Source organism: Streptococcus gwangjuense (genome assembly GCF_003627155.1).
Lineage (GTDB): Bacteria > Bacillota > Bacilli > Lactobacillales > Streptococcaceae > Streptococcus > Streptococcus gwangjuensis.
Window position 1 is genome coordinate 1,724,917 of sequence record NZ_CP032621.1, and the last position, 21,989, is coordinate 1,746,905.

Here is a 21,989-nt window from a genome sequence, read left to right on the forward strand (position 1 = left end):
ACAACTCTTCCCATTATACATCAACTTTTTAAAAGATTCTAGGGATAGATATGCAAATAAGGGAATAATAAAAGGCATTCCTAAAATTAGATACCTAACTTCTGGAACACCTATCATATTTCTAAATTTTTATTTCACAACAATCTCATAACGTGTCTTGCTTGTAAAGGTTTGACCGGCTTTAAGAATAACTTTGTCTTTGAGGTCGCTATGAATGGCATCTGGTAAAGCCTGCGCTTCAAGGGCAATCCCATTGTGCTGTACCATTGGCTGACCTCCTATGATGACACTCTCATCCACAAAGTTTGCTGTGTAGACTACAAAGCATGGAGCCTCTGTCTTGAAAAGCAGGAAGCGACCTGAATTTTGGTCATAAAGGAAACCAGCATTGTCATGACCTGCAGGAAGAGCGAATGGATGATCCAAACCAGATACCAGTTGGATTTGCTCATCATCCTCTGCAAAGATGTCTTTCAACAAGGCACCATTGTAGATGTGTTTAACCACATCACGATTAGCATCTGGAGTTTTAGCCGGAACACCGTCGGGAGCGATTGGATAAATGCCCTCTGTGTTTAGTTGGAAGACATGGCGGTCAATTGTCTGTGTGAAATCACCAGACAAGTTGAAGTAGCTGTGATTGGTTGGATTAACCAGCGTATCCTGATCGGTCGTCACCTTGTAGCTGATTTCATAGGCACCAGTTTCTTCTAAGTTGTAGCTAATCCAGATTTTAAGATTGCCAGGGAATCCTCCTGTCCCATCTGTACGCTCTGTGTAGAGGGTCAAGCCATGGTCGCTCACCTCGACCAATTCAAATAAACTAGAATCCCAACCAGTTGAACCACTATGGTTACAGTTGCTAGCATTGTTGACTTCAAGGTCATAGGTCTTGCCATTAAGCTCAAAGGTCGCACCTGCAATACGGCCCGCCACAGGACCTACGCTAGCTCCATGCTTGGGACTATTGCCTACATAGCTATCAAAATCATCAAAACCCAAGATAACGTTGGCAAAGTTTCCAGCCTTGTCAGGTGTGACATAGCGCAAGATAGTCGCCCCATAAGTCATAACCTCTAATTGATAACCAGCATCAGTCTCAAAGCAATAAGCTAGGACATCTTGTTCATCAACTCTTCCGAACACACGCTCTGTGTATGCTTTCATTCGTTTTTCCTTCTTCCTAATTCTATTAAGCAAACAAACCATAGAAAGTCCATTCACAATCTATGGTTTACTTGTATGATTTACAAATCCTCTTATCAAGAATTCATAAATACTGTCTTATACTCAATGAAAATCAAAGAGCAAACTAGAAAGCTAGCCACAGGCTGCTCAAAGTACTGCTTTGAGGTTGCAGATAGAACTGACGAAGTCAGCTCAAAACACTGTTTTGAGGTTGCCGGATAAGACTGACGAAGTCAGTAACATATACCTACGGCAAGGCTACACTAGTATGGTTTAAAGAGATTTTCGAAGAGTATTACTTTTGATATTCGTGGATGATCACGCCTTGTACCACACGGTTTACTGTACCTGTAGGAGACGGTGTGTCAGGTTTATTTTCTACCTTAAGTGAAGTCAATAGGGCAAAGAGTTGGGCATAAACGATGTAAGGGAAGACACGGTAAATATCATTCAAGACACCGCCACAACCAAGTGCCACTTCTTTGACATTTTCAAGACCAAAGGCTTGATCACTCAAAAGCACAACACGGCGAGCAATCTGGTCACCAGCAACTTCACGAACCAAGTCCAAGTCGTACTTACGAGTGTAGTCTGTCGTTGTACCAAAGACCAAAACAACTGTATCTTCGTTGATAAGAGATTTTGGACCGTGGCGGAAGCCAACTGGACTTTCATACATGGTCGCCACTTGACCAGCTGTTAATTCCAAAATCTTGAGCTGAGCTTCATGAGCAAGACCGAAGAAAGGACCTGCGCCAAGGTAGATAACACGGTTAAAGTCTAGGTCAACAAGCTCTTTAACATCTTCTGCATTGTCTAGAACTTTACGGGCAAGACTAGACACAACTTCAAAACGTTCAGCTTTCACAGCAAATTCTGTAGGATCAAAGACCAAGAGAGCTGTTAACATCATAGACGTAAAACTTGAAGTCATGGCAAAGCCTGCATCATTAGAGGCAGCCGGTTGCAAAAGCAAAAGATTGCGGTCATCACCATGGGCTTGAAGAGCCAACTCACCATCCGCTGCACAAGTAATCGTCACTTGATAAAGCTCATCCACCAAGGCTTTGGCCAAGTCAACAGTCGCCACACTTTCAGGCGAGTTCCCACTACGAGCAAAAGATACAAGGACAGTCGCCACATCTTTTTTCAAATAGGTTTCTGGATTGGCTACGATATCAGTTGTCGCAATAGCATTGAAATTCCATTTGCGTTCGTCATAGACTTCCTTAAAGTAAGGTACCAAGGTATCTCCCACATAAGCAGAAGTTCCAGCACCTGTCAAGATAACCTTGATATAGTCATGTTTATCAGCAATTCCTTGTAGAAAGGCTGCAATTTCTTCACGCTTTGCTTGATAAGATTCAAAAGCTTCTTTCCATACATCAGGCTGTTGGTAGATTTCACGTGTAGTGATTTCTGCACCCAATTCAATCAAGTCTTCTTTTGTATAATGTAGCATTGAATTCCTCTTTTTCTATTAAAGATGGGAATGGGAGTAAGCCCCATTCCCATGTATATTCTATATAAGATGCTCTAACGATTTTCACGTTGTCACATCGTATACTCAATGAAAATCAAAGAGCAAACTAGCCGCAGGCTGCTCAAAGCACTGCTTTGAGGTTGCAGATAGAACTGACGAAGTCAGTAACATCTATACGGCAAGGCGACACTAGTATGGTTGAAAGAGATTTTCGAAGAGTATTATTCATCTTCGTCATCATCGAAGCCTGCTAACAGGTCATTGACTTTCACAATGCTTTCTGCAGCACGATTTTTATAGTCCGCATCTGCACCTGTAAGGCTCGCATTGATAAATTCAATCACCATTGGAAGATTCATTCCTGCATAAAGTTCGATGTCACGACCTTCCATGATCAAACGACTGACCACGTTACATGGTGTTCCACCGAGAAGATCCGCAAAGACTAGGAAATCATCCAATCCTTCAATAGCAGCTTCAAATTTCGCAGTAAATTCTTCTGGACCATCTTCTGGAAGAAGAGCCACTGCATGAATATTGTCTTGTGGACCCATGATCATTTCAGTGCTACCTTTAAGTTCTTCACAGAAGCGACCATGACTCACCAAAATTAATGATTTAGCCATAAATTATGCGCCCATTCCAAGTACAAATTTACCAAAGGCAGAAAGACCTACTGCAAGAGCGATAATGATACCGATAGCTTTAGTAGAGGTCATACCTTTCTTACCAAGCAACCAGAAGATAAAGGCAGTAAAGATTGCTGGAAGCAAACGTGGGAAGATTTGGTTCAAGATGTCTTGGAAATCAATCATCTTTTCACCGATTGGCAACTTGTAAGAAATTTCAAAGTTGATCATTGTTGCTACAAGAGCACCCATCATGAAGACACCAAGTACAGATGCAGCGTCAATCAAAGCTGTCAAGGTACTTTGCATATTGTTGATAAGGTTAACCCCTTCTTTGTAGGCAAATTCCAACTGTTTCCAACGGAAGATATCATACGCTACTGCAACTGCAATCCAAAGGAAGATACCCCAAGGTTGACCACCGATAGCCATAGTTGCTGCGATAGATCCCATGATCGCAGGTACAAGTGAACCAAAGATTGTATCTCCAAGAGGAGCGAATGGTCCCATCAAACCTGTCTTGATACCATTAACGGCGTCTTTTGAACCCACACCATCTTTTTCTTCCATGGCAAGGTCAAAACCAGCGATAATGGTGTGGAAGAATGGTGAAGTATTGAAGAATTGAGTATGAACTTTCATCATTTCTTTCAATTCAGGAGTTCCATCCCCATACATTTTACGCAATTGAGGCAAGATCATGTAAAGGTAACCAGAAGCTTGCATACGTTCGTAGTTCCAACCCAATTGGAAAGTAAACAAGCTACGTTTGTTGATTTGATTAAAATCTTCTTTTGTAAGTTTGTAATTAGAATTCGTCATCTTCGATTTCCCCACTTTCTGATGGTGTAGAAGGTTCTGCTACAGCTACTTTTTGGCTATTTTTGAAGTGAAGCACTGCAAGGAAGATACCTACGATAGAGATACCAATCATAGACAAACCTTTGAAGTTGTTCACGAAACCAATTTTTTCAGCAACATCTTTCGGTAGAGTACCTACGATACCAGCAACAGCGCCACCAAGACCTGTTACATATGAGTAAAGAACAGTCAACATAGCTGTCAAACCAAATCCCATTGCAAGGTAGTGAAGGTTACGTTTAACTGGAAGGTAACGAAGCAAGATTGCAAATCCAAGACCTGGAAGCATACGTCCTGCAAGTGTCAAACCATCTGCAACCCACTGGTATTTTGTAACGAAGTCTACTACGTGTTGTACAAATTCACCACCAAATGCAAGCGCGAAGAAGACTGGAAGGGCACGAGATAAAGCCCAAGGAATCGCACCAAGCAAGTAGTTGCGTTCGATACCTTTGTAATCAAAGCGGTCGATTGCAGCATCAATACGGTGTGCGAAGAAAGTAGTTGTCATACGTCCAAGAACGTCGAAGTATGTTAAAAGTGCTGCTACTGGTACAGCGATTGTTGTAATCGCAAGGTCTGTAGCGATTCCTTGTGAAACTGAGAATGCTGTTGCAAGAACCGCACCAGAAGTTGCGTCAATACGAGAAGCACCACCGAAGGTACCAACCCCAAGAACGAACAGTTGCAAGTTACCACCGATAAGCAGACCAGTAGTCACATCTCCCATAATCAAACCAGTAATGAAACCAGCAAATACAGGGGAACCTGCAGATGAAACGATCGTCAACTCATCACAGATTTGATAAGCTGAGTACAAAGTGAGAAGTAAAATTTGCCACCATTGTATCATAACAATGACCTCCTAAAAATTTTTTCCTATTTTAATAAGCTCAAAAAGTCTGAAATTGGATCATTTGGAACCATTTGAGCAGTAAGTTTAACACCTTTTTCTGCCAATTTGTGGAAGTCTTCCACATCCTTGTCCACTACGTTGATAGAACGTGTGATGGCGCGAGTTTCTGGTGTTTGAGACATATTCCCAACATTAAGGGTTTCAATTGGTACACCTGCTTCTACCAAACCAAGGAAGCGGTCTGGTTTACGAGCCACGATAAAGAGACGTTGGCTATCGTATTTTCCAGCAAGAATATTGGCTGCCGCTTTCTCAATTGGCAAAATACTCAACTTCACACCTGGTGGTGTTGCAAGTTTCAAACCACTCTTTTCAACGTCGTTGTTGACAACTTCGTCATCTACAACCATGATACGTGAAACATTTAGTTTTCCAGCCCATAGATTGGCTACTTGTCCGTGGATCAAACGTCCATCAATACGGCATCCTACAATTGTCATAAGTTTTCCCCCTTTATGTGTTTTAGTGTAGGTTTACGAGTTAAATAAATCTCTTCTCTATATTGGCCCTCTGTTTCAAAGATGATGATGCGATTATCACCTTCCTTGAGATAGCTATGAGGAATATAAAGTGAGAGGGTTGGGCCGACGTTCCAAAAACGTCCTAGATTCTGCCCATTGACAAAGGCAACTCCCTTACCAAACTCAGATAAGTCTAGGTAAGTATCTTTTGGCTCTTGGACTGTAAAGTCATAAGCGTAAAAGGCTGGTTGTCCTTCTGTCCATCCTTTTGAGAAATCAATTTTCTCGGGATTGTCTAGTGGGAGTGGATAGTGTTTCCAGTTTAGTAAGAAATGCAAATCCTTACAAACTCCTGTCCGAATTCCCTTACGTTGCGTATCCGCTAAGAACTTGTGTCCATAGTTGACACGCCCCATATTTTCTACCAAGACATCCAATCTAGACAGCGCTTTCTTTTTGCCTTGATAAAAAATATCTTCCCCAATCTCTGTCTGATATTGGGTTTTAACCCACTGACCATCGACATACAGCTGAGCTCTATCTCGACCGTCAATGATACGAAGTCTCTCTTCTTCTGCATCCCAGTCTGTTTCTGTTCGATAGAGTAGGTAGCCATAACTTTGTCCTAACTCCTCCATCTTTTTAGGATAGAGACTTTCTACCGGACTAGACAAGCTATCTAAGGTTTCAAACAAGGAAACTTTTTCAACTAGTGGAATAGCATCCAACTCCATACTCTCTTTGTAGAGTGGTTCCAACTGCGGATACTCTGGGAAATGCGTTGCCATCATCTTCTTGACTGCTAAATATTTGGCAGTTGGATTTCCTTCCTCATCCAGAAGGGCATCGTAATCATAAGATGTGACTTGTGGCAAGTCCAAAGTTCCTCGAGCTGAGCAACCATTCATGAAACCAAAGTTTGTGCCACCATGGAACATGTAAAGATTGATGGAACCTTGCTCCAAAACCTCTCGAACTGCATCTGCCAACTCTTTCGGATCCCGTGTGATAATCGGTTCTTTCCAACGATTGAACCAACCATCCCAGAACTCCATACACATGAGTGGCCATTTCTTACCATGTTCATCAAAGAATTCCTGCATCTGTGAAAAGTTGTAAGATGCCTTAGAACCAAAGTTCCCTGTTACAAAGAGGTCATCTTCGATTAAGGTTCCAGCTTTCAGTGTAGCTCTCCATGGACCATCTGATGTAAAGAGGGGACAGGTTACGCCACGCTCCTCCATCAACTGTCGAATCGCTCTCAGGTAAGCCTTATCTTCTCCATAAGAACCATACTCATTTTCAACCTGCATCATAAGGATATTGCCACCCTTGTCCAACAAATGTGGAACCAATCGTGACAAGAGCTGATCATAGTAGCGACCTACAGCTTCAATATAAGCAGGATCTGAGGAACGAAGCCTCATATTCTTGGTTAAGAGCCAAGCTGGTAAGCCACCGAATTCCCACTCCGCACAGATAAAGGGAGAGGGACGAACGATAGCGTAAAGACCTAAATCTTGTGCTGTCTGGAGAAATCGCTCCAAATCCAGAGCTCCTTCAAAGTGAAATTCACCCTCACGAGGCTCGTGTAAATTCCAAGCTACATAAGTCTCTACTGTATTAAAACCAAGAGCCTTCAAGTTATAGAGCGAATGATACCAATCTTCTGGAGGAACCCTAAAATAATGAATGGCGCCAGATAAAATCTTAAATGATTTTCCATCGAGATAAAAATCATCCCGTATCTCAAATCGTGTCATATTCTTACCTTCTGACAACTAAAGTTTACGCTTTCATTTGTTGATATAGTAAATATATCTCAATATCCTGCATTTGTCAATAGGTTTTCACAATTTTTTTCATTTTTCACTAACTTTTACACAAAAAACTTATAAAAATCTTGTAATCTATAGTCATAACAACATTTTGGTACCATGTATAAAAATGTATGTTTTTCTATTTATTCCTATGTAAATTAACCTTATAGCCTATTATTCTAATTTTTTTATTCAAAAGGCTACTATTCTTTCCAGTTTTATGGTAAAATCTTTAACGGAGAAGGAAAATCGAGGTGAAAATATGGCAATTCCAAAGTATCAATATATTAAAGATGAGTTAAAGAACAAAATCATTTCTGGTCAATTTGCCAGTGGAGATAAATTCTACACTGAAGCTGAATTGATTGCAATGTATGATGTAAGTTCTATCACAGTTGTTCGCGCCTTAAACGACCTTGCCAAGGATGGCTATATTGTCCGCCAACAAGGAAAGGGTACATTCGTTTCACGCGCACGCAAACACAAACTCGTAGAGTTTTCAGATGTAGAAGTTTTTGAAACTAAAGATGATAAAGTTACCGTCCTTTCTATTGAGCGTGGAAACAAACTAAGCTACTTAGAAAAACTTGGACTACGCGGAGATCAGTTCTACTACAAGATTGAACGCGTACGCGAAACAGGTGGTGTTGTCTACATCTACCATACATCTTACATTCCGGAACAATACATCAACGCAAATTATCCAAATCTTGAATATTATAGCTCTATCTATAACCGTTTCAAATTGGATTACCACATTCACATGAATGATGAACATTTTGAAGAAATCAATGAAATAGCATTTCCAACTCCAGAACATGCGGCTTCGGTCCTCGGAGTCGATGAACAATTCCCAACCGTTTTACAAACCAAGACTACTAAACTAGAGTCTACTGGTCAAGTTCTCGCATACAGCGAAACATATAAACGAGCAGATTACTACAAAATCAAATTCATTTCATGTGACCGTGATCACTAAGAAGAAAGCCTGAGCCTAAACGCTTGGGCTTTTTCTATACTTATTATACCACACCAAAAAGGTAGCGCTTACCTATTTTTGGAAGATTCTATAATTTGTGGAATATTTTATAGAAATAGAACCAAAAAAATTCTACTAGATATATATATGTATCTTTTCCGACCAATCTGAAATCTTAAGTTTAAATTTTATATTTTTTTATACTTATTATAGTTTTTTGTCATCTCCTCTTGACTCTCGTTAATATAAGAAATAAAATAAAGGTGTTGATTTATGTAAACGCTATCAATATAACAATGCAATCAGGAGGTTTTGCAATGAAACATGAAAAACAACAGCGTTTTTCTATTCGTAAATACGCTGTAGGAGCAGCTTCTGTTCTAGTTGGATTCGCCTTCCAAGCACAGACTGTTGCAGCCGATGGAGTTACTCCTACTACTACAGAAAACCAACCGACCATCCATACGGTTTCTGATTCCCCTCAATCATCCGAAAATCGGACTGAGGAAACACCTAAAGCAGAGCTTCAACCAGAAGCTCCAAAAACTGTAGAAACAGAAACTCCAGCTGCTGATAAGGTAGCTAGTCTTCCAAAAACAGAAGAAAAACCACAAGAGGAAGTTAGTTCAACTCCTAGTGATAAAGCAGAAGTGGTAACTCCAACTTCTGCTGAAAAAGAAACTGCTAATAAAAAGGCAGAAGAAGCTAGCCCTAAGAAAGAGGCTGATTCTAAAGAGTCAAATACAGACAAGACTGACAAGGATAAACCAGCTAAAAAAGATGAAGCGAAAGCAGAGGCTGACAAACTGGCAACAGAGGCAGGAAAGGAACGTGCTACAACTGTAAATGAAAAACTAGCGAAAAAGAAAATTGTTTCTATTGATGCTGGACGTAAATATTTCTCACCAGAACAACTCAAGGAAATCATCGACAAAGCGAAACATTATGGCTACACTGATTTACACCTATTAGTTGGAAATGATGGACTCCGCTTCATGTTGGACGATATGAGCATCACAGCTAACGGCAAGACCTATGCCAGTGACGATGTCAAACGTGCCATTGAAAAAGGTACAAATGATTATTACAACGATCCAAACGGCAATCACTTAACAGAAAATCAAATGACAGATCTGATTAACTATGCCAAAGATAAAGGTATCGGTCTCATTCCGACAGTAAATAGTCCTGGTCACATGGATGCAATCCTCAATGCCATGAAAGAATTGGGAATCCAAAACCCTAACTTTAGCTATTTTGGGAAGGAATCAGCCCGTACTGTCGATCTTGACAACGAACAAGCGGTCGCTTTTACAAAAGCCCTTATCGATAAATATGCTGCTTATTTCGCGAAAAAGACTGAAATCTTCAACATCGGACTGGATGAATATGCCAATGACGCAACAAACGCTAAAGGTTGGAGCGTTCTTCAGGCTGATAAATACTATCCAAACGAAGGCTACCCTGTAAAAGGATATGAAAAATTTATTGCCTACGCCAATGACCTAGCTCGTATTGTAAAATCGCACGGTCTAAAACCAATGGCCTTCAATGATGGTATTTACTACAATAGTGATACTAGCTTCGGAACTTTTGACAAAGATATCATCGTTTCAATGTGGACTGGTGGTTGGGGAGGTTACGACGTCGCTTCTTCTAAACTTCTAGTAGAAAAAGGTCACCAAATCCTAAACACTAACGATGCTTGGTACTATGTTCTTGGGCGAAATGCAGATGGCCAAGGTTGGTACAATCTCGATCAGGGGCTCAATGGTATTAAAAACACACCAATCACTTCTGTACCAAAAACAGAAGGAGCTGATATCCCAATCATCGGTGGTATGGTAGCTGCTTGGGCTGACACTCCATCTGCACGTTATTCACCATCACGACTCTTCAAACTCATGCGGCAATTCGCAAATTCTAACGCTGAATACTTCGCAGCTGATTATGAGTCTGCAGAAAAAGCACTTAACGAGGTACCAAAAGACCTTAACCGTTATACTGCAGAAAGCGTCGCAGCGGTTAACGAAGCGGCAAAAGCCATCCGTTCACTTGATAGCAACCTCAGCCGTGCCCAACAAGACACGATTGACCAAGCAATTGCAAAACTTCAAGAAGCAGTCAGCAATTTGACATTCACACCAGAAGCTCAAAAAGAAGAAGATGCTAAACGTGAGGTTGAAAAACTTGCTAAAAACAAGGTGATTTCAATCGATGCTGGACGCAAATACTTTACTCTTAACCAACTCAAACGCATCGTAGATAAGGCCAGTGAGCTCGGATATTCTGATGTTCATCTCCTTCTAGGAAATGACGGACTTCGATTCTTACTCGATGATATGACCATCACTGCCAACGGAAAAACCTATGCTAGTGATGACGTTAAAAAAGCTATTATCGAAGGAACTAAAGCTTACTACGACGATCCAAACGGTACTGCACTAACACAGGCAGAAGTGACAGAATTAATTGAATACGCTAAATCTAAGGGTATCGGTCTCATCCCAGCTATCAACAGCCCAGGTCACATGGATGCTATGCTAGTTGCCATGGAAAAATTGGGTATTAAAAATCCTCAAGCCCACTTTGACAAAGTCTCCAAAACAACTATGGACTTGAGAAACGAAGAAGCGATGAACTTTGTAAAAGCCCTCATCGGTAAATACATGGACTTCTTTGCAGGAAAAACAAAGATTTTCAACTTTGGTACTGACGAATACGCCAACGATGCTACTAGTGCCCAAGGCTGGTACTACCTCAAATGGTATCAACTCTATGGCAAGTTTGCCGAATATGCCAACACCCTCGCAGCTATGGCCAAAGAAAGAGGACTTCAACCAATGGCCTTCAACGATGGCTTCTACTACGAGGACAAGGACGATGTTCAGTTTGACAAAGACGTCTTGATTTCTTACTGGTCTAAAGGCTGGTGGGGATATAACCTCGCATCACCTCAATACCTAGCAAGCAAGGGTTATAAGTTCTTGAATACCAACGGTGACTGGTACTACATTCTCGGTCAAAAACCAGAAGATGGTGGTGGTTTCCTCAAAAAAGCTATTGAGAATACTGGAAAAACACCATTCAATCAACTTGCTTCTACTAAATATCCTGAAGTAGACCTTCCAACAGTCGGTAGTATGCTTTCAATCTGGGCAGATAGACCAAGCGCTGAGTACAAGGAAGAAGAAATCTTTGAACTCATGACTGCCTTTGCAGACCACAACAAAGACTACTTCCGAGCTAATTATAATGCTCTCCGTGAAGAATTAGCACAAATTCCTGAAAACTTAGAAGGATATAGTAAAGAAAGTCTTGAGACCCTTGACGCAGCTAAAACAGCTCTAAATTACAACCTCAACCGTAATAAACAAGCTGAGCTTGACACACTTGTAGCCAACCTAAAAGCCGCTCGCTTAGGTCTCAAACCAGCTACAACTCACTCAGGAAGCCTGGATGAAAATGAAGTGACTGCCAATGTTGAAACCAGTCCAGAACTCATCACAAGAACTGAAGAAATTCCATTTGAAGTTATCAAGAAAGAAAATCCTAACCTCCCAGCTGGTCAGGAAAATATTATCACAGCAGGAGTCAAAGGTGAACGAACTCATTACATCTCTGTACTCACTGAAAATGGAAAAACAACAGAAACAGTCCTTGATAGCCAGGTAACCAAAGAAGTTGTAAACCAAGTGGTTGAAGTCGGCGCTCCTGTAACTCATAAGGGTGATGAAAGTGGTCTTGCACCAACTACTGAGGTAAAACCTAAACTGGATATCCAAGAAGAAGAAATTCCATTTACCACAGTAACTCGTGAAAATCCACTCTTACTCAAAGGAAAAACACAAGTCATTACTAAGGGCGTCAATGGACATCGTAGCAACTTCTACTCTGTGAGCACTGTTGATGGCAAGGAAGTGAAAACACTTGTAGATAGTCTTGTAACCAAAGAAGCAGTTACTCAAATTGTTGAAGTCGGAACCCTTGTAACACATGTAGGTGATGAACATGATCTTGCTCCAGTTGCAGAAACAAAACCTAGACTGGATATCCAAGAAGAAGAAATTCCATTTACCACAGTGACTCGTGAAAATCCACTCTTGCTCAAAGGAAAAACACAAGTCATTACTAAAGGTGTCAACGGTCGCCGTACAAACTTCTACTCGGTGAGCGCTTCTGCCGATGGTAAAGAAGTGAAAACACTAGTAAATAGTGTCGTAGCACAGGAAGCTGTTACTCAAATAGTCGAAGTCGGAACTATGGTAACACATGTAGGCGATGAACATGATCTTGCTCCAGTTGCAGAAACAAAACCTAGACTGGATATCCAAGAAGAAGAAATTCCATTTACCACAGTGACTCGTGAAAATCCACTCTTGTTCAAAGGAAAAACAAAAGTCATTACTAAGGGCGTCAATGGACATCGTAGCAACTTCTACTCTGTAAGCACTGTTGATGGCAAGGAAGTGAAAACACTTGTAAATAGTGTCGTAGCACAGGAAGCCGTTACTCAAATAGTCGAAGTCGGAACTATGGTAACACATGTAGGCGGTGAAAACGGACAAGCCGCTATTGCTGAAGAAAAACCAAAACTAGAAATCTCAAGCCAACCAGCTCCAGCAACTGCTCCTGCTGAGGAAAACAAAGCTCTCCCTCAAGGTCCAGCTCCTGTGGCAACAGAGAAAAAACTTCCTGAAACAGGAAGTCACGATTCTGCAGGACTAGTAGTCGCAGGACTCATGGCCTCACTAGCAGCCTATGGAATCACTAAAAGAAAAGAAGACTAGGTCTTTTCGATAAAAAATAAACAGCGAGATTGAAGCTCGCTGTTTATTTTTTAATTAATCACCCAGTCCAAGACGGTCAAAGATATCGTCCACTCGTTTAGTGTAATAAACTGGGTTGAAAATTTCGTCGATTTCTTCTTGTGTGAGGCGAGAAGTTACCTCTGGATCTGCTTCGAGAAGCGGTTTAAAGTCTACTTGATTATCCCAAGAGTAGGCTGTTTTTGGTTGTACCAAGTCATAGGCTTGCTCACGGGTCATGCCTTTTTCAATCAAGGTCAACATCGCACGTTGGCTAAAGATAAGACCAAACGTAGAGTTCATGTTGCGGATCATGTTTTCTGGGAAAACAGTCAAGTTCTTGACGATATTTCCAAAACGGTTGAGCATGTAGTCAATCAAAATAGTCGTATCCGGTGTGATGATACGCTCAGCTGATGAGTGAGAGATATCACGCTCGTGCCAGAGAGCAACGTTTTCATAGGCTGTAATCATGTGACCACGGATAACACGCGCAAGACCTGTCATATTTTCAGAACCGATCGGGTTGCGTTTGTGAGGCATTGCTGAAGACCCTTTTTGCCCTTTAGCAAAGAATTCTTCCACTTCACGTTGTTCAGACTTTTGCAAACCGCGAATCTCAGTCGCCATACGTTCGATAGAAGTCGCGATGCTGGCAAGAACTGCAAAGTACTCAGCATGAAGATCACGAGGAAGCACCTGTGTAGAGATTTCTTGAGCACGGATACCAAGCTTGTCGCAGACGTATTGCTCCACAAATGGTGGGATGTTGGCAAAGTTCCCAACCGCACCAGAGATTTTACCAGCTTCTACACCAGCAGCTGCATGCTCGAAACGCTCGATATTGCGCTTCATTTCGCTATACCAAGTTGCCAATTTCAGACCAAAGGTTGTAGGTTCAGCGTGCACACCGTGGGTACGACCCATCATGATGGTAAACTTGTGTTCCTTAGCCTTGTCAGCGATGATGTTAGTGAAGTTTTCAAGGTCACGACGAATGATGTCGTTGGCCTGTTTGTAGATGTAACCGTAAGCCGTATCTACCACATCGGTAGAAGTCAAACCATAGTGGACCCACTTGCGCTCTTCGCCAAGCGTTTCAGAAACCGCACGCGTGAAAGCCACCACATCGTGGCGAGTCTCCTGCTCAATTTCCAAAATACGGTCGATGTCAAAGTCCGCCTTTTCACGAATCAAAGCCACATCTTCCTTAGGGATTTCCCCCAACTCAGCCCATGCCTCGTCAGCCAAGATTTCCACCTCAAGCCAAGCACGGTATTTATTTTCTTCACTCCAAATGTTCGCCATCTCAGGGCGAGAGTAACGGTTGATCATGATGTTTCTCCTTCCCTAATTAAATTAATAAAAATCTTTCTTAATGTAACTTCTATATCCCAATCCTTAGAGACAATCAATTCAATAACCCCTTCATTTATATTTTCCTTTAAATTACTTAACATATCATGTACATCTGCTTCAAATGTTGAACCTGGTTCTGTCTTTGAAATACAGTATTCTTTAAATTTGTCAAAACTACCAGCATTAAATACATTATCGAACTTCAAAGAGTAATTTTCTCGACTAATCTGATCAAATTCTATATGATACTGTTTCTTAACTGTATTAAGAATCGTTAAAAGTTTCTCATCCCTTTTTTTGAAAGAATCTAACTGATTTTCAAACAGTGCTAATTCTAGTGGCGTTCCCACTTTATTCTCACGAAATTCAACTAGTTTAACATGCTCGAATAATTTATCACCATTGAAGTTAGAGTCGAAAGTAAAAGCATTGCTTCTTAAATATTTAACTAACCAAAGCACTGGAACATCAATTATGTTGTCTTTAGAATACGTAATTATTTGATCAACTTCTCTTAAAATTTCTTCGCAATGATAGTCTTTACAAGAAATAAACAATTTTAAAATCTTACCTGAAAGAATTTTATTCCCACCAATATTTATCAGAATTTCTTTCATACGGTCATAAAGATACTTATGCTCCCCTTTATGATTAATATTAAGTGGTTCGTAGTATTCACCATCTAAGTAATTATGACTTTCATATGTAAATTTCTTTTCACATTCAGCCAGCAAACGATGCTGTATAAAATTTGAATATAAATCTTTAGTTACACTATATGATAACGAACAATGGTAATTCGGATTTAATTTTTGCAATGCACTATCGTTTAAATCTTTCAATGCATGATCACTAAATATCAAATCTTCAGCTGCTGTTTGTAAAATAGAATCTTCATCTATCATCTCAGTTCTAAGACTGTCTTTAATTTCATCAAGTTGATTTCTTATATCATGGTTATAAATCTTCAATTTGATTCTTACACTATCAGCCGTTGGTCGTTCATCAGCTCTATAGCTCATCATCATATCAACCAGATTGTCCAACTCAAATAAATATGGATAATATTGTTCAATATGCCGATAGTCAGAACCTGCTGGATTTTCACCAGTAAAACACTCATTAATAATTAAACCTAAAGAATAGATATCCGATGCAAAAGTAATAGTGAGAGCATTACCCTCTATTTTTTGTTCAGGAGAAAGGTAATTTCTATTAACTAGAAGGTCATCTGCGACTGTCAGTCCAGCGTCCTCAAAATGTGCAATACCAAAGTCACTTAAAACAAGGTGATATCCACTAATTAATACATTTTCTGGTTTAATATCTCTATGGATAATCCTCTTGTCATGTGCAGCATTCACTGCTTTTATTAATTGAATTAATAAATCCAATCTTTGTAAGGGAGAATAATTTTCACGATGATTAATTACATCTCTCAAAGTTTGGGGATAATAATCCATGACTGCATAAAAGAATTTTGTTTTAACTTCTTCGTCTTTAGGAAATTCTCCATAACTATCATAACGAATAATATTAGGATGATTGTCGTTTAAACAAAAGTCAAGATCTTGCTTTAATCTATCAATTTTAATTTTATTTGCTCGACCTCCGGAAGTTGGTAGTTGCATAATTTTTACAGCTTTTTCTATCCCAGTATTATCAGTTGCTAAAACTACTACACCCTGACCACCCTGACCTAGAATTCGAATAAAACTAAAATTATTAGATTCCAAAATTTCATCAATGCTAAATCTCTTTTTGAGATTTTCAATAGTTTCATCAGTTAAATTCATAACCTCACTCCTCACTCAAAATCCTCTTTCCCAATAGCCACCGACGGATAGTGCGGCAAGCTACTTAGATCTGTATCCAATGGCAAATCATAGATAGCCAGATAATTGTTCGTATATTGAATCTTTAATTTCTGATATTTGGCTTTTACTTTTTCATGGTCGGCGCTGGCAAAGAGCACTTCCACAAAAGCGTTGACAATAATTTGAATCATAAACTGGTCTCCATTTAGCTTTAAAGATTATCATTTTCTGAGTCTTCATGTATAGAAAATTCAAATGAAATTCTCTCAGGATGTCTAGGCAGGCCGTAACTACTCAGACAATCCTTAACTTCCTTCACGGAACAAGAATATTCTAAGACTAGCTGATTACCAGCTCTCTCTAAAATATGAATCCCCTCTCTATCCGCAATCTCTGGAACAATCAAATCGTCCGTATAAGTCAGTTTTTCGGTCTTTATTTCATCATCTAGCAATTCATCAAATTCTTCTGCCATTTCAAAAGTCAATCCCCTCCCCAAACTCCTCCACCTCATCCGGAACATCACTAAACAAAGTCACATGCCCCATCTTGCGATTGTGCTTTGCTTCTATTTTACCATACATGTGGAGGTGGGCGCTTGGATTTTCTGTGACATATTTTTCAGCAGCCTCGACATGCTGGCCGAGAACATTGAGCATGACGGCAGGTGCATGTAATTTAACTTCTGGCAATGATGCTCCCAGAACACCTAAAATGTGGGTATCAAACTGGGAGAAGTCGCAGGCTTCGATAGAGTAGTGCCCAGAGTTGTGTGGTCGTGGGGCAATCTCGTTGACAATGATATCATCAGCTGTCGCAAACATTTCCACACAAAGGGTTCCAGACAGATTCAACTGTTCAGCGATTCGCACTGCCATAGCTTTGGCCTTGGCTGCTAGACTTTCTGAAATGCGGGCTGGCACAATGGTCTTAGACAGGATATTGTTGCGGTGGATATTTTCCTGAACAGGGAAGACTGTCACGTCCTTACCATTACCTGACACGATGACAGAAATCTCAAGGTCAAAGTTGACAAATTCCTCCAAGACACAGTCTGCTGAATCGGCTAGTGCATTGGCTTCTTCCAAGTCTGCTTCTGAGCGAATAACCTTTTGTCCATGTCCATCATAGCCACCAGTCGCAGTCTTGAGGACATGGTTTTTCGACAGGTCGATATCCGCCAAATCTTGGCTAGAAGTCACAACCTTGTAGGGTGCAACTGTCACTTGTGCCTTATTTAAGAGAAAGTCCTTTTCAAAGATACGATTTTGCGAAATGCGGAGCAGATCTGTCCCTTGAGGGAGTTGTCCATCCTTGATAACGACATCCAAACCGTCAGCATCAACATTTTCAAATTCATAAGTGAGGACATCACAACGTTCCGCCAACTGACGGAGGGCATCCACATCGTTATAAGGAGCCACGATGATCTCCGCCACGCGAGAGGCTGGGCAATCAGCCGCAGGATCCAGCGCGATAACCTTGTAGCCCATGTAGATAGCAGAAATAGCCATCATTTGACCCAGCTGGCCACCACCGATAATTCCGATTGTTTTAGATGAGCTCATTCGTAGACTCCTCTGCGATTTTTCCTTGTTCTTCGGCAAAGTTAGCAAGTGCGTCCGCAATGGACTTATCTTCTACAGAGAGGAGACGGAGGGCAAAAAGGGCAGCGTTAGTCGCACCTGCTTCACCGATAGCCATGGTTGCTACAGGAACCCCACCTGGCATCTGAACAATTGAATAGAGCGAATCCACACCGCTAAGAGCACGTGATTTGACTGGCACACCAATGACTGGAAGTATTGTCTTGGCTGCCACCATCCCTGGCAAATGGGCTGCGCCACCAGCACCTGCGATGATGATCTTGATGCCACGGCTACGAGCTTCTTCAGCATGTTTGAACATGAGGTCAGGTGTGCGGTGGGCAGAGACAACTTTCTTTTCGTAGGATACACCGAAGCGGTCTAGGACTTCAGCGGTTTTTTGCATGGTTGCCCAGTCGGATTTTGAGCCCATGATGATGGAAATAATTGGTTTAGTCATAATTTTTCCTTTTTTCTTCTTTTTTGATAATGGTCTTAGGTGGTGGGGACGGAAGCAAACCTTCGGTTTCATTCCTAAACTTTGAGCCTAAGGTCTCAAAGTTTCCCCGACCAAAACAGATACTGTTCTGGTCTTTTCACCACGGCAACCATTATCGGGTTTGGCGACTCAGTCGCTTTTGAAATTTTATTTGTTCGCCTTGCTTCCGATATCTGTTCGATAAAAGAGGCCTTCTGTGTTTTGTTTGTTGAGTTCCCCGTAGATGGTGTTTTGGGCTTCTTTGACGGTGGCTGCTGTAGTGACGAGCATATAGACACGTCCACCGTTTGATAGCAGTGCTCTGCTATTTTCCGCAAACTTAGCCCCTGCATAGTAGGTGATGGTGTCGCCTTCGGTCTTGGCTGGCAACTCGACACCCTTTGCATAATCTAGCGGGTAGCCCTTGGATGCGACAACCACACCCAGAGTCACACCCTTGTCTGTCCAGGTGATGGTTGGCTCCTTGCCATCCAGAATATCCGTAATATTTTGTGCAAAGTCAGATGTCAGACGAGGCAAGATAATTTGCGTTTCTGGATCTCCGAAACGAGCGTTAAACTCGATAACCTTAGGTCCATCAGCTGTCAAGATAAGCCCTGCGTAAAGAACTCCCAGATATGGACGCCCTTCTTGGATCATGCCCTCTAGGACTGGCTTGACAATAGTCTCCACTGCTGTGTCAACCACGCTCTGTGGCAAGTGTGGAACTGGCGCATAGGCACCCATACCACCCGTGTTAGGCCCTTTGTCGCCATCGTAGGCACGTTTGTGGTCCTGAGCTGTTGGCATGATGTAGAACTTATCACCATTGACAAAGGCAAAGAGGGAGAACTCCTCCCCATCAAGGAATTCCTCAATAACTACACGCGCACCTGAGTCACCAAATTTATTGTCCAAAAGCATCTCGTGAGCTGCTTCGACTGCTTGCTCAACCGTTTCAGCAACGACGACACCCTTCCCAAGCGCCAAGCCATCCGCCTTGACTACGATAGGCGCACCCTGCTTTTCGATATAGGCCTTGGCTTCCTCGAAATCTGAGAATGTGCCATAGGCTGCTGTCGGAACGCCGTATTTGACCATGATTTCCTTAGCAAAATCCTTGGACCACTCCAGCTCAGCTGCCAATCTTGTCGGACCAAAGGCTTTGAGACCAGCTGCATGGAAATCATCCACGATACCAGCCGCAAGGGCGTCATCTGGACCAATAAAGGTCCAAGCGATATCGTTGGCCTTTGCGAAGTCAATCAATTTAGAATGTTCGGAAATAGAGATATTTACCAATTCGAGACCATCCAGAGTCATCCCGTCATTCCCAGGAGCTACAAATACTTTTTCAACGTCCTTTGACTCAAGCAACTTCTTAGCAATGGCATGTTCACGACCACCCGAACCGACAACTAACAGCTTCATCTTATAACCTCTTTTGCGAATTATTTACTAACATTATATCATAAACGTTCGTTTTAATCTTGTTTCACTCCGCGTTTTTATGCAAAAAAGGAAAGAAACTGTTTTCTTCCCTTTACATTCTTAATGTCTAAAATGTCTCACTCCTGTGAAGATCATGGTCAAGCCATATTTGTCAGCAGCTTCGATGGATTCCTGATCACGGACCGATCCACCTGGCTGGATGATAGCCTTAATACCTGCTTTGGCGATTTCTTCCACATTATCCGCAAATGGGAAGAAGGCATCCGAAGCAAGCACAGCGCCGTCAAGACGGTCTTTAGCTTGGTCAATAGCGATGCGAACAGAGGCCACACGATTAGTTTGACCTGGGCCAACGCCAAGTGTCATGTGGTCATTGGTCACGATAATACCGTTTGATTTGACGTACTTGATAGCCTTCCAAGCGAACTCAAGAGCAGTCGCTTCTGTCTCAGTTGGCTGGCGTTTTGTCACCACTTGCCAGTCAGCTGGGCTTTCCTTTACCACGTCTTGATTTTGCACCAGAAGTCCACCTACTACACCTGTGTATTCTGCTTCCACTTCGCTAGCCTCTTGAGCATCAAATGGCAAGGCAAGGATACGCAAGTTTTTCTTTTTATTGGTCAAAATAGCTAGCGCCTCATCCGTATAGCTTGGTGCGATGATGATTTCGAGGAAGACACCATGCATCTTCTCAGCTGTCGCAGCATCCACCTCACGGTTGAGAACGACGATCCCACCAAAGATAGACACTGGGTCAGACTCATAAGCGTAGTCCCAAGCAGTCTCGATGTCATCAGCCTGACCAATACCGCACGGGTTCATGTGTTTGAGAGCCACAACGGTTGGACGGTCTTTGAAGTCACGGATAATACGAATAGCTGCATCCGCATCGCGGATATTGTTAAATGACAATTCTTTCCCGTTGAGCTGTTTCGCTGATGCAATAGAATAGTCAGTCGGCAAGGCTTTTTGGTAGAAATCTGCATCCTGTTGAGGATTTTCCCCATATCGCATGGCCTGCTTGAGGTCATAAGTCAAAGTGAGTTTTTCAGGCTTGCTTTCACCCACTTGAGCTGTGAAGTATTCTGCGATTAAGGCATCATAAGCCGCTGTGTGACGGAAAACCTTGGCTGCCAAACGTTGACGCGTTTCGTAAGTCGTTTCACCATTGGCTGACAATTCGTCAAGAACCACAGCATAATCCTCTGGGTCCACAACAACTGTTACGCTAGCATGGTTCTTCGCTGCTGAACGAAGCATAGACGGCCCACCGATATCGATATTCTCCACCGCATCAGCGTAAGTTACGTCTGGCTTGAGAATGGTTTCCTTAAATGGGTAAAGGTTGACCACCACAAGGTCAATGAGCTCGATTTGATTGTCTTTAGCTGCTTCCAAGTGACTATCCAAGTCACGACGAGCCAAAAGTCCACCGTGGATATTTGGGTGTAGGGTCTTGACACGACCGTCCATCATCTCTGGAAAACCAGTCACATCATCAATCGCAATGGTGTCCACCCCAGCATTGTCAAGGGCAACCTTGGTCCCACCCGTCGAGATAATCTCCCAACCAAGTTTTTTAAGTTCTTGGGCAAATTCAACAATGCCCGCTTTATCTGAGACGCTGATTAAGGCTTTTTTCGTCATTCTATTCCTCTTTCTTTAAGTCCAAGCGCATAGCGACTTCGTTATTTTCTTCTATAAATCCTGTTTCCTGAAAACCAAGACTAGTCAGCAGGTGCTTCATTTTTTCATTTCCAACCACATAATCTGCAACAATATGACTGCAGACTCTATCCATCTGAGCCTCTTTGATTAGAACTTCCAAGGCTTTTCGACCATAACCTCTTCCTTGGTACTGCTGACCAATCATTATCCGCCAGATAAAGTATTCCGCTTCATCCTTGTCTATTTCCAGCAGGAGAAAGCCAACCACTTGCTTATCCCAATAGATTGCCCTCGGAAACACATCTTCATTTTCCCGGTAGAGCCATGCGTCAGCTAAAGAGCGTACATTTGGAGCCACGAAACGTGCTCGTTCATCAGCTTCAGATATTTTCAAATCCAGCACTGCCTGAAAACTGCTCTCATCTACTAATTTCAGTTCAATCATTTTTTCTCCTAGCAAGATTGCGCAATCAAAACTTGACTT

At 41.8% G+C, this 21,989-nt stretch carries 18 protein-coding genes; 2 read left to right on the forward strand and 16 right to left on the reverse strand.

Going from position 1 to position 21,989, the window contains the following annotated elements:
• Positions 1 to 129: 129 nt before the first annotated feature.
• The 7 genes from D7D53_RS08725 to D7D53_RS08755 form a co-directional block, all read right to left on the reverse strand.
• Positions 130 to 1,167: an aldose epimerase family protein gene (locus tag D7D53_RS08725; RefSeq protein ID WP_120770720.1), complete on the reverse strand. Its 1,038-nt coding sequence runs from the start codon at positions 1,165 to 1,167 to the stop codon at positions 130 to 132.
• A 316-nt stretch (positions 1,168 to 1,483) separates the two neighbouring features.
• Positions 1,484 to 2,650: an SIS domain-containing protein gene (locus D7D53_RS08730; RefSeq protein WP_120770721.1), complete on the reverse strand. Its 1,167-nt coding sequence runs from the start codon at positions 2,648 to 2,650 to the stop codon at positions 1,484 to 1,486.
• Positions 2,651 to 2,892: 242 nt separating this feature from the next.
• On the reverse strand, positions 2,893 to 3,297 hold the full coding sequence (locus D7D53_RS08735) for a PTS sugar transporter subunit IIA (protein ID WP_020903318.1): 405 nt from the start codon (positions 3,295 to 3,297) through the stop codon (positions 2,893 to 2,895).
• Between the two features lie 3 nt (positions 3,298 to 3,300).
• Positions 3,301 to 4,122 carry a PTS system mannose/fructose/sorbose family transporter subunit IID gene (locus D7D53_RS08740; protein ID WP_020903317.1) on the reverse strand — a complete coding sequence of 274 codons (822 nt, stop codon included), beginning with the start codon at positions 4,120 to 4,122 and terminating at the stop codon, positions 3,301 to 3,303.
• Positions 4,109 to 5,014, reverse strand: coding sequence for a PTS mannose/fructose/sorbose/N-acetylgalactosamine transporter subunit IIC (locus tag D7D53_RS08745; RefSeq protein ID WP_023947383.1), 906 nt, complete (start codon positions 5,012 to 5,014; stop codon positions 4,109 to 4,111). The genes D7D53_RS08740 and D7D53_RS08745 overlap by 14 nt, the downstream gene beginning before the upstream one ends.
• Before the next feature lie 26 nt (positions 5,015 to 5,040).
• Positions 5,041 to 5,517 carry a PTS sugar transporter subunit IIB gene (locus D7D53_RS08750; protein ID WP_020903315.1) on the reverse strand — a complete coding sequence of 159 codons (477 nt, stop codon included), beginning with the start codon at positions 5,515 to 5,517 and terminating at the stop codon, positions 5,041 to 5,043.
• On the reverse strand, positions 5,514 to 7,301 hold the full coding sequence (locus D7D53_RS08755) for a glycoside hydrolase family 35 protein (protein WP_120770722.1): 1,788 nt from the start codon (positions 7,299 to 7,301) through the stop codon (positions 5,514 to 5,516). Before D7D53_RS08755 ends, D7D53_RS08750 begins: the two co-directional genes overlap by 4 nt.
• A 319-nt stretch (positions 7,302 to 7,620) precedes the next feature.
• Here D7D53_RS08755 and D7D53_RS08760 point away from each other — a divergent pair, with 319 nt between their 5' ends.
• Positions 7,621 to 8,337 (forward strand): GntR family transcriptional regulator, encoded by a 717-nt coding sequence (locus tag D7D53_RS08760; protein ID WP_031237756.1) that lies wholly within the window; start codon positions 7,621 to 7,623, stop codon positions 8,335 to 8,337.
• 317 nt (positions 8,338 to 8,654) lie between these two features.
• A complete protein-coding gene (locus D7D53_RS08765; RefSeq protein WP_162927896.1) occupies positions 8,655 to 13,127 on the forward strand; it encodes a G5 domain-containing protein in 4,473 nt (1,490 codons plus the stop codon).
• A 54-nt stretch (positions 13,128 to 13,181) separates the two neighbouring features.
• Here D7D53_RS08765 and purB read toward each other — a convergent pair whose 3' ends face one another.
• The 9 genes from purB to D7D53_RS08810 all read right to left on the reverse strand — a co-directional run bounded on the left by purB (position 13,182) and on the right by D7D53_RS08810 (position 21,950).
• Entirely contained in the window at positions 13,182 to 14,480 is a 1,299-nt protein-coding gene (gene purB, locus D7D53_RS08770) for an adenylosuccinate lyase (RefSeq protein WP_120770724.1), read from the reverse strand.
• Entirely contained in the window at positions 14,477 to 16,300 is a 1,824-nt protein-coding gene (locus tag D7D53_RS08775; protein ID WP_120770725.1) for a serine/threonine-protein kinase, read from the reverse strand. Before D7D53_RS08775 ends, purB begins: the two co-directional genes overlap by 4 nt.
• An 11-nt stretch (positions 16,301 to 16,311) precedes the next feature.
• Positions 16,312 to 16,512: a phosphoribosylaminoimidazole carboxylase gene (locus D7D53_RS08780; RefSeq protein WP_120770726.1), complete on the reverse strand. Its 201-nt coding sequence runs from the start codon at positions 16,510 to 16,512 to the stop codon at positions 16,312 to 16,314.
• A 20-nt stretch (positions 16,513 to 16,532) separates the two neighbouring features.
• Positions 16,533 to 16,796, reverse strand: coding sequence for a hypothetical protein (locus tag D7D53_RS08785; protein ID WP_120770727.1), 264 nt, complete (start codon positions 16,794 to 16,796; stop codon positions 16,533 to 16,535).
• A gap of 1 nt (position 16,797) precedes the next feature.
• Positions 16,798 to 17,889, reverse strand: a complete 1,092-nt coding sequence (gene purK / locus D7D53_RS08790; protein WP_120770728.1) for a 5-(carboxyamino)imidazole ribonucleotide synthase — start codon at positions 17,887 to 17,889, stop codon at positions 16,798 to 16,800.
• Positions 17,876 to 18,367 (reverse strand): 5-(carboxyamino)imidazole ribonucleotide mutase, encoded by a 492-nt coding sequence (gene purE, locus D7D53_RS08795; protein ID WP_120770729.1) that lies wholly within the window; start codon positions 18,365 to 18,367, stop codon positions 17,876 to 17,878. The genes purK and purE overlap by 14 nt, the downstream gene beginning before the upstream one ends.
• A 186-nt stretch (positions 18,368 to 18,553) precedes the next feature.
• Positions 18,554 to 19,816, reverse strand: a complete 1,263-nt coding sequence (purD, locus tag D7D53_RS08800) for a phosphoribosylamine--glycine ligase (protein WP_120770730.1) — start codon at positions 19,814 to 19,816, stop codon at positions 18,554 to 18,556.
• 120 nt (positions 19,817 to 19,936) lie between these two features.
• A complete protein-coding gene (gene purH, locus D7D53_RS08805) occupies positions 19,937 to 21,484 on the reverse strand; it encodes a bifunctional phosphoribosylaminoimidazolecarboxamide formyltransferase/IMP cyclohydrolase (RefSeq protein WP_120770731.1) in 1,548 nt (515 codons plus the stop codon).
• A 1-nt stretch (position 21,485) separates the two neighbouring features.
• Positions 21,486 to 21,950 (reverse strand): GNAT family N-acetyltransferase, encoded by a 465-nt coding sequence (locus tag D7D53_RS08810; RefSeq protein WP_050261349.1) that lies wholly within the window; start codon positions 21,948 to 21,950, stop codon positions 21,486 to 21,488.
• Between the last annotated feature and the right edge of the window lie 39 nt (positions 21,951 to 21,989).

Excerpts from the sequence above, each read along its gene's own strand:
- D7D53_RS08725 (WP_120770720.1), bottom strand. The coding sequence starts at position 1,167 with ATGAAAGCATACACAGAGCGTGTGTTCGGAAGAGTTGATGAACAAGAT.
- D7D53_RS08730 (WP_120770721.1), bottom strand. The coding sequence starts at position 2,650 with ATGCTACATTATACAAAAGAAGACTTGATTGAATTGGGTGCAGAAATC.
- D7D53_RS08735 (WP_020903318.1), bottom strand. The coding sequence starts at position 3,297 with ATGGCTAAATCATTAATTTTGGTGAGTCATGGTCGCTTCTGTGAAGAA.
- D7D53_RS08740 (WP_020903317.1), bottom strand. The coding sequence starts at position 4,122 with ATGACGAATTCTAATTACAAACTTACAAAAGAAGATTTTAATCAAATC.
- D7D53_RS08745 (WP_023947383.1), bottom strand. The coding sequence starts at position 5,014 with ATGATACAATGGTGGCAAATTTTACTTCTCACTTTGTACTCAGCTTAT.
- D7D53_RS08750 (WP_020903315.1), bottom strand. The coding sequence starts at position 5,517 with ATGACAATTGTAGGATGCCGTATTGATGGACGTTTGATCCACGGACAA.
- D7D53_RS08755 (WP_120770722.1), bottom strand. The coding sequence starts at position 7,301 with ATGACACGATTTGAGATACGGGATGATTTTTATCTCGATGGAAAATCA.
- D7D53_RS08760 (WP_031237756.1), top strand. The coding sequence starts at position 7,621 with ATGGCAATTCCAAAGTATCAATATATTAAAGATGAGTTAAAGAACAAA.
- D7D53_RS08765 (WP_162927896.1), top strand. The coding sequence starts at position 8,655 with ATGAAACATGAAAAACAACAGCGTTTTTCTATTCGTAAATACGCTGTA.
- purB (WP_120770724.1), bottom strand. The coding sequence starts at position 14,480 with ATGATCAACCGTTACTCTCGCCCTGAGATGGCGAACATTTGGAGTGAA.
- D7D53_RS08775 (WP_120770725.1), bottom strand. The coding sequence starts at position 16,300 with ATGAATTTAACTGATGAAACTATTGAAAATCTCAAAAAGAGATTTAGC.
- D7D53_RS08780 (WP_120770726.1), bottom strand. The coding sequence starts at position 16,512 with ATGATTCAAATTATTGTCAACGCTTTTGTGGAAGTGCTCTTTGCCAGC.
- D7D53_RS08785 (WP_120770727.1), bottom strand. The coding sequence starts at position 16,796 with ATGGCAGAAGAATTTGATGAATTGCTAGATGATGAAATAAAGACCGAA.
- purK (WP_120770728.1), bottom strand. The coding sequence starts at position 17,889 with ATGAGCTCATCTAAAACAATCGGAATTATCGGTGGTGGCCAGCTGGGT.
- purE (WP_120770729.1), bottom strand. The coding sequence starts at position 18,367 with ATGACTAAACCAATTATTTCCATCATCATGGGCTCAAAATCCGACTGG.
- purD (WP_120770730.1), bottom strand. The coding sequence starts at position 19,816 with ATGAAGCTGTTAGTTGTCGGTTCGGGTGGTCGTGAACATGCCATTGCT.
- purH (WP_120770731.1), bottom strand. The coding sequence starts at position 21,484 with ATGACGAAAAAAGCCTTAATCAGCGTCTCAGATAAAGCGGGCATTGTT.
- D7D53_RS08810 (WP_050261349.1), bottom strand. The coding sequence starts at position 21,950 with ATGATTGAACTGAAATTAGTAGATGAGAGCAGTTTTCAGGCAGTGCTG.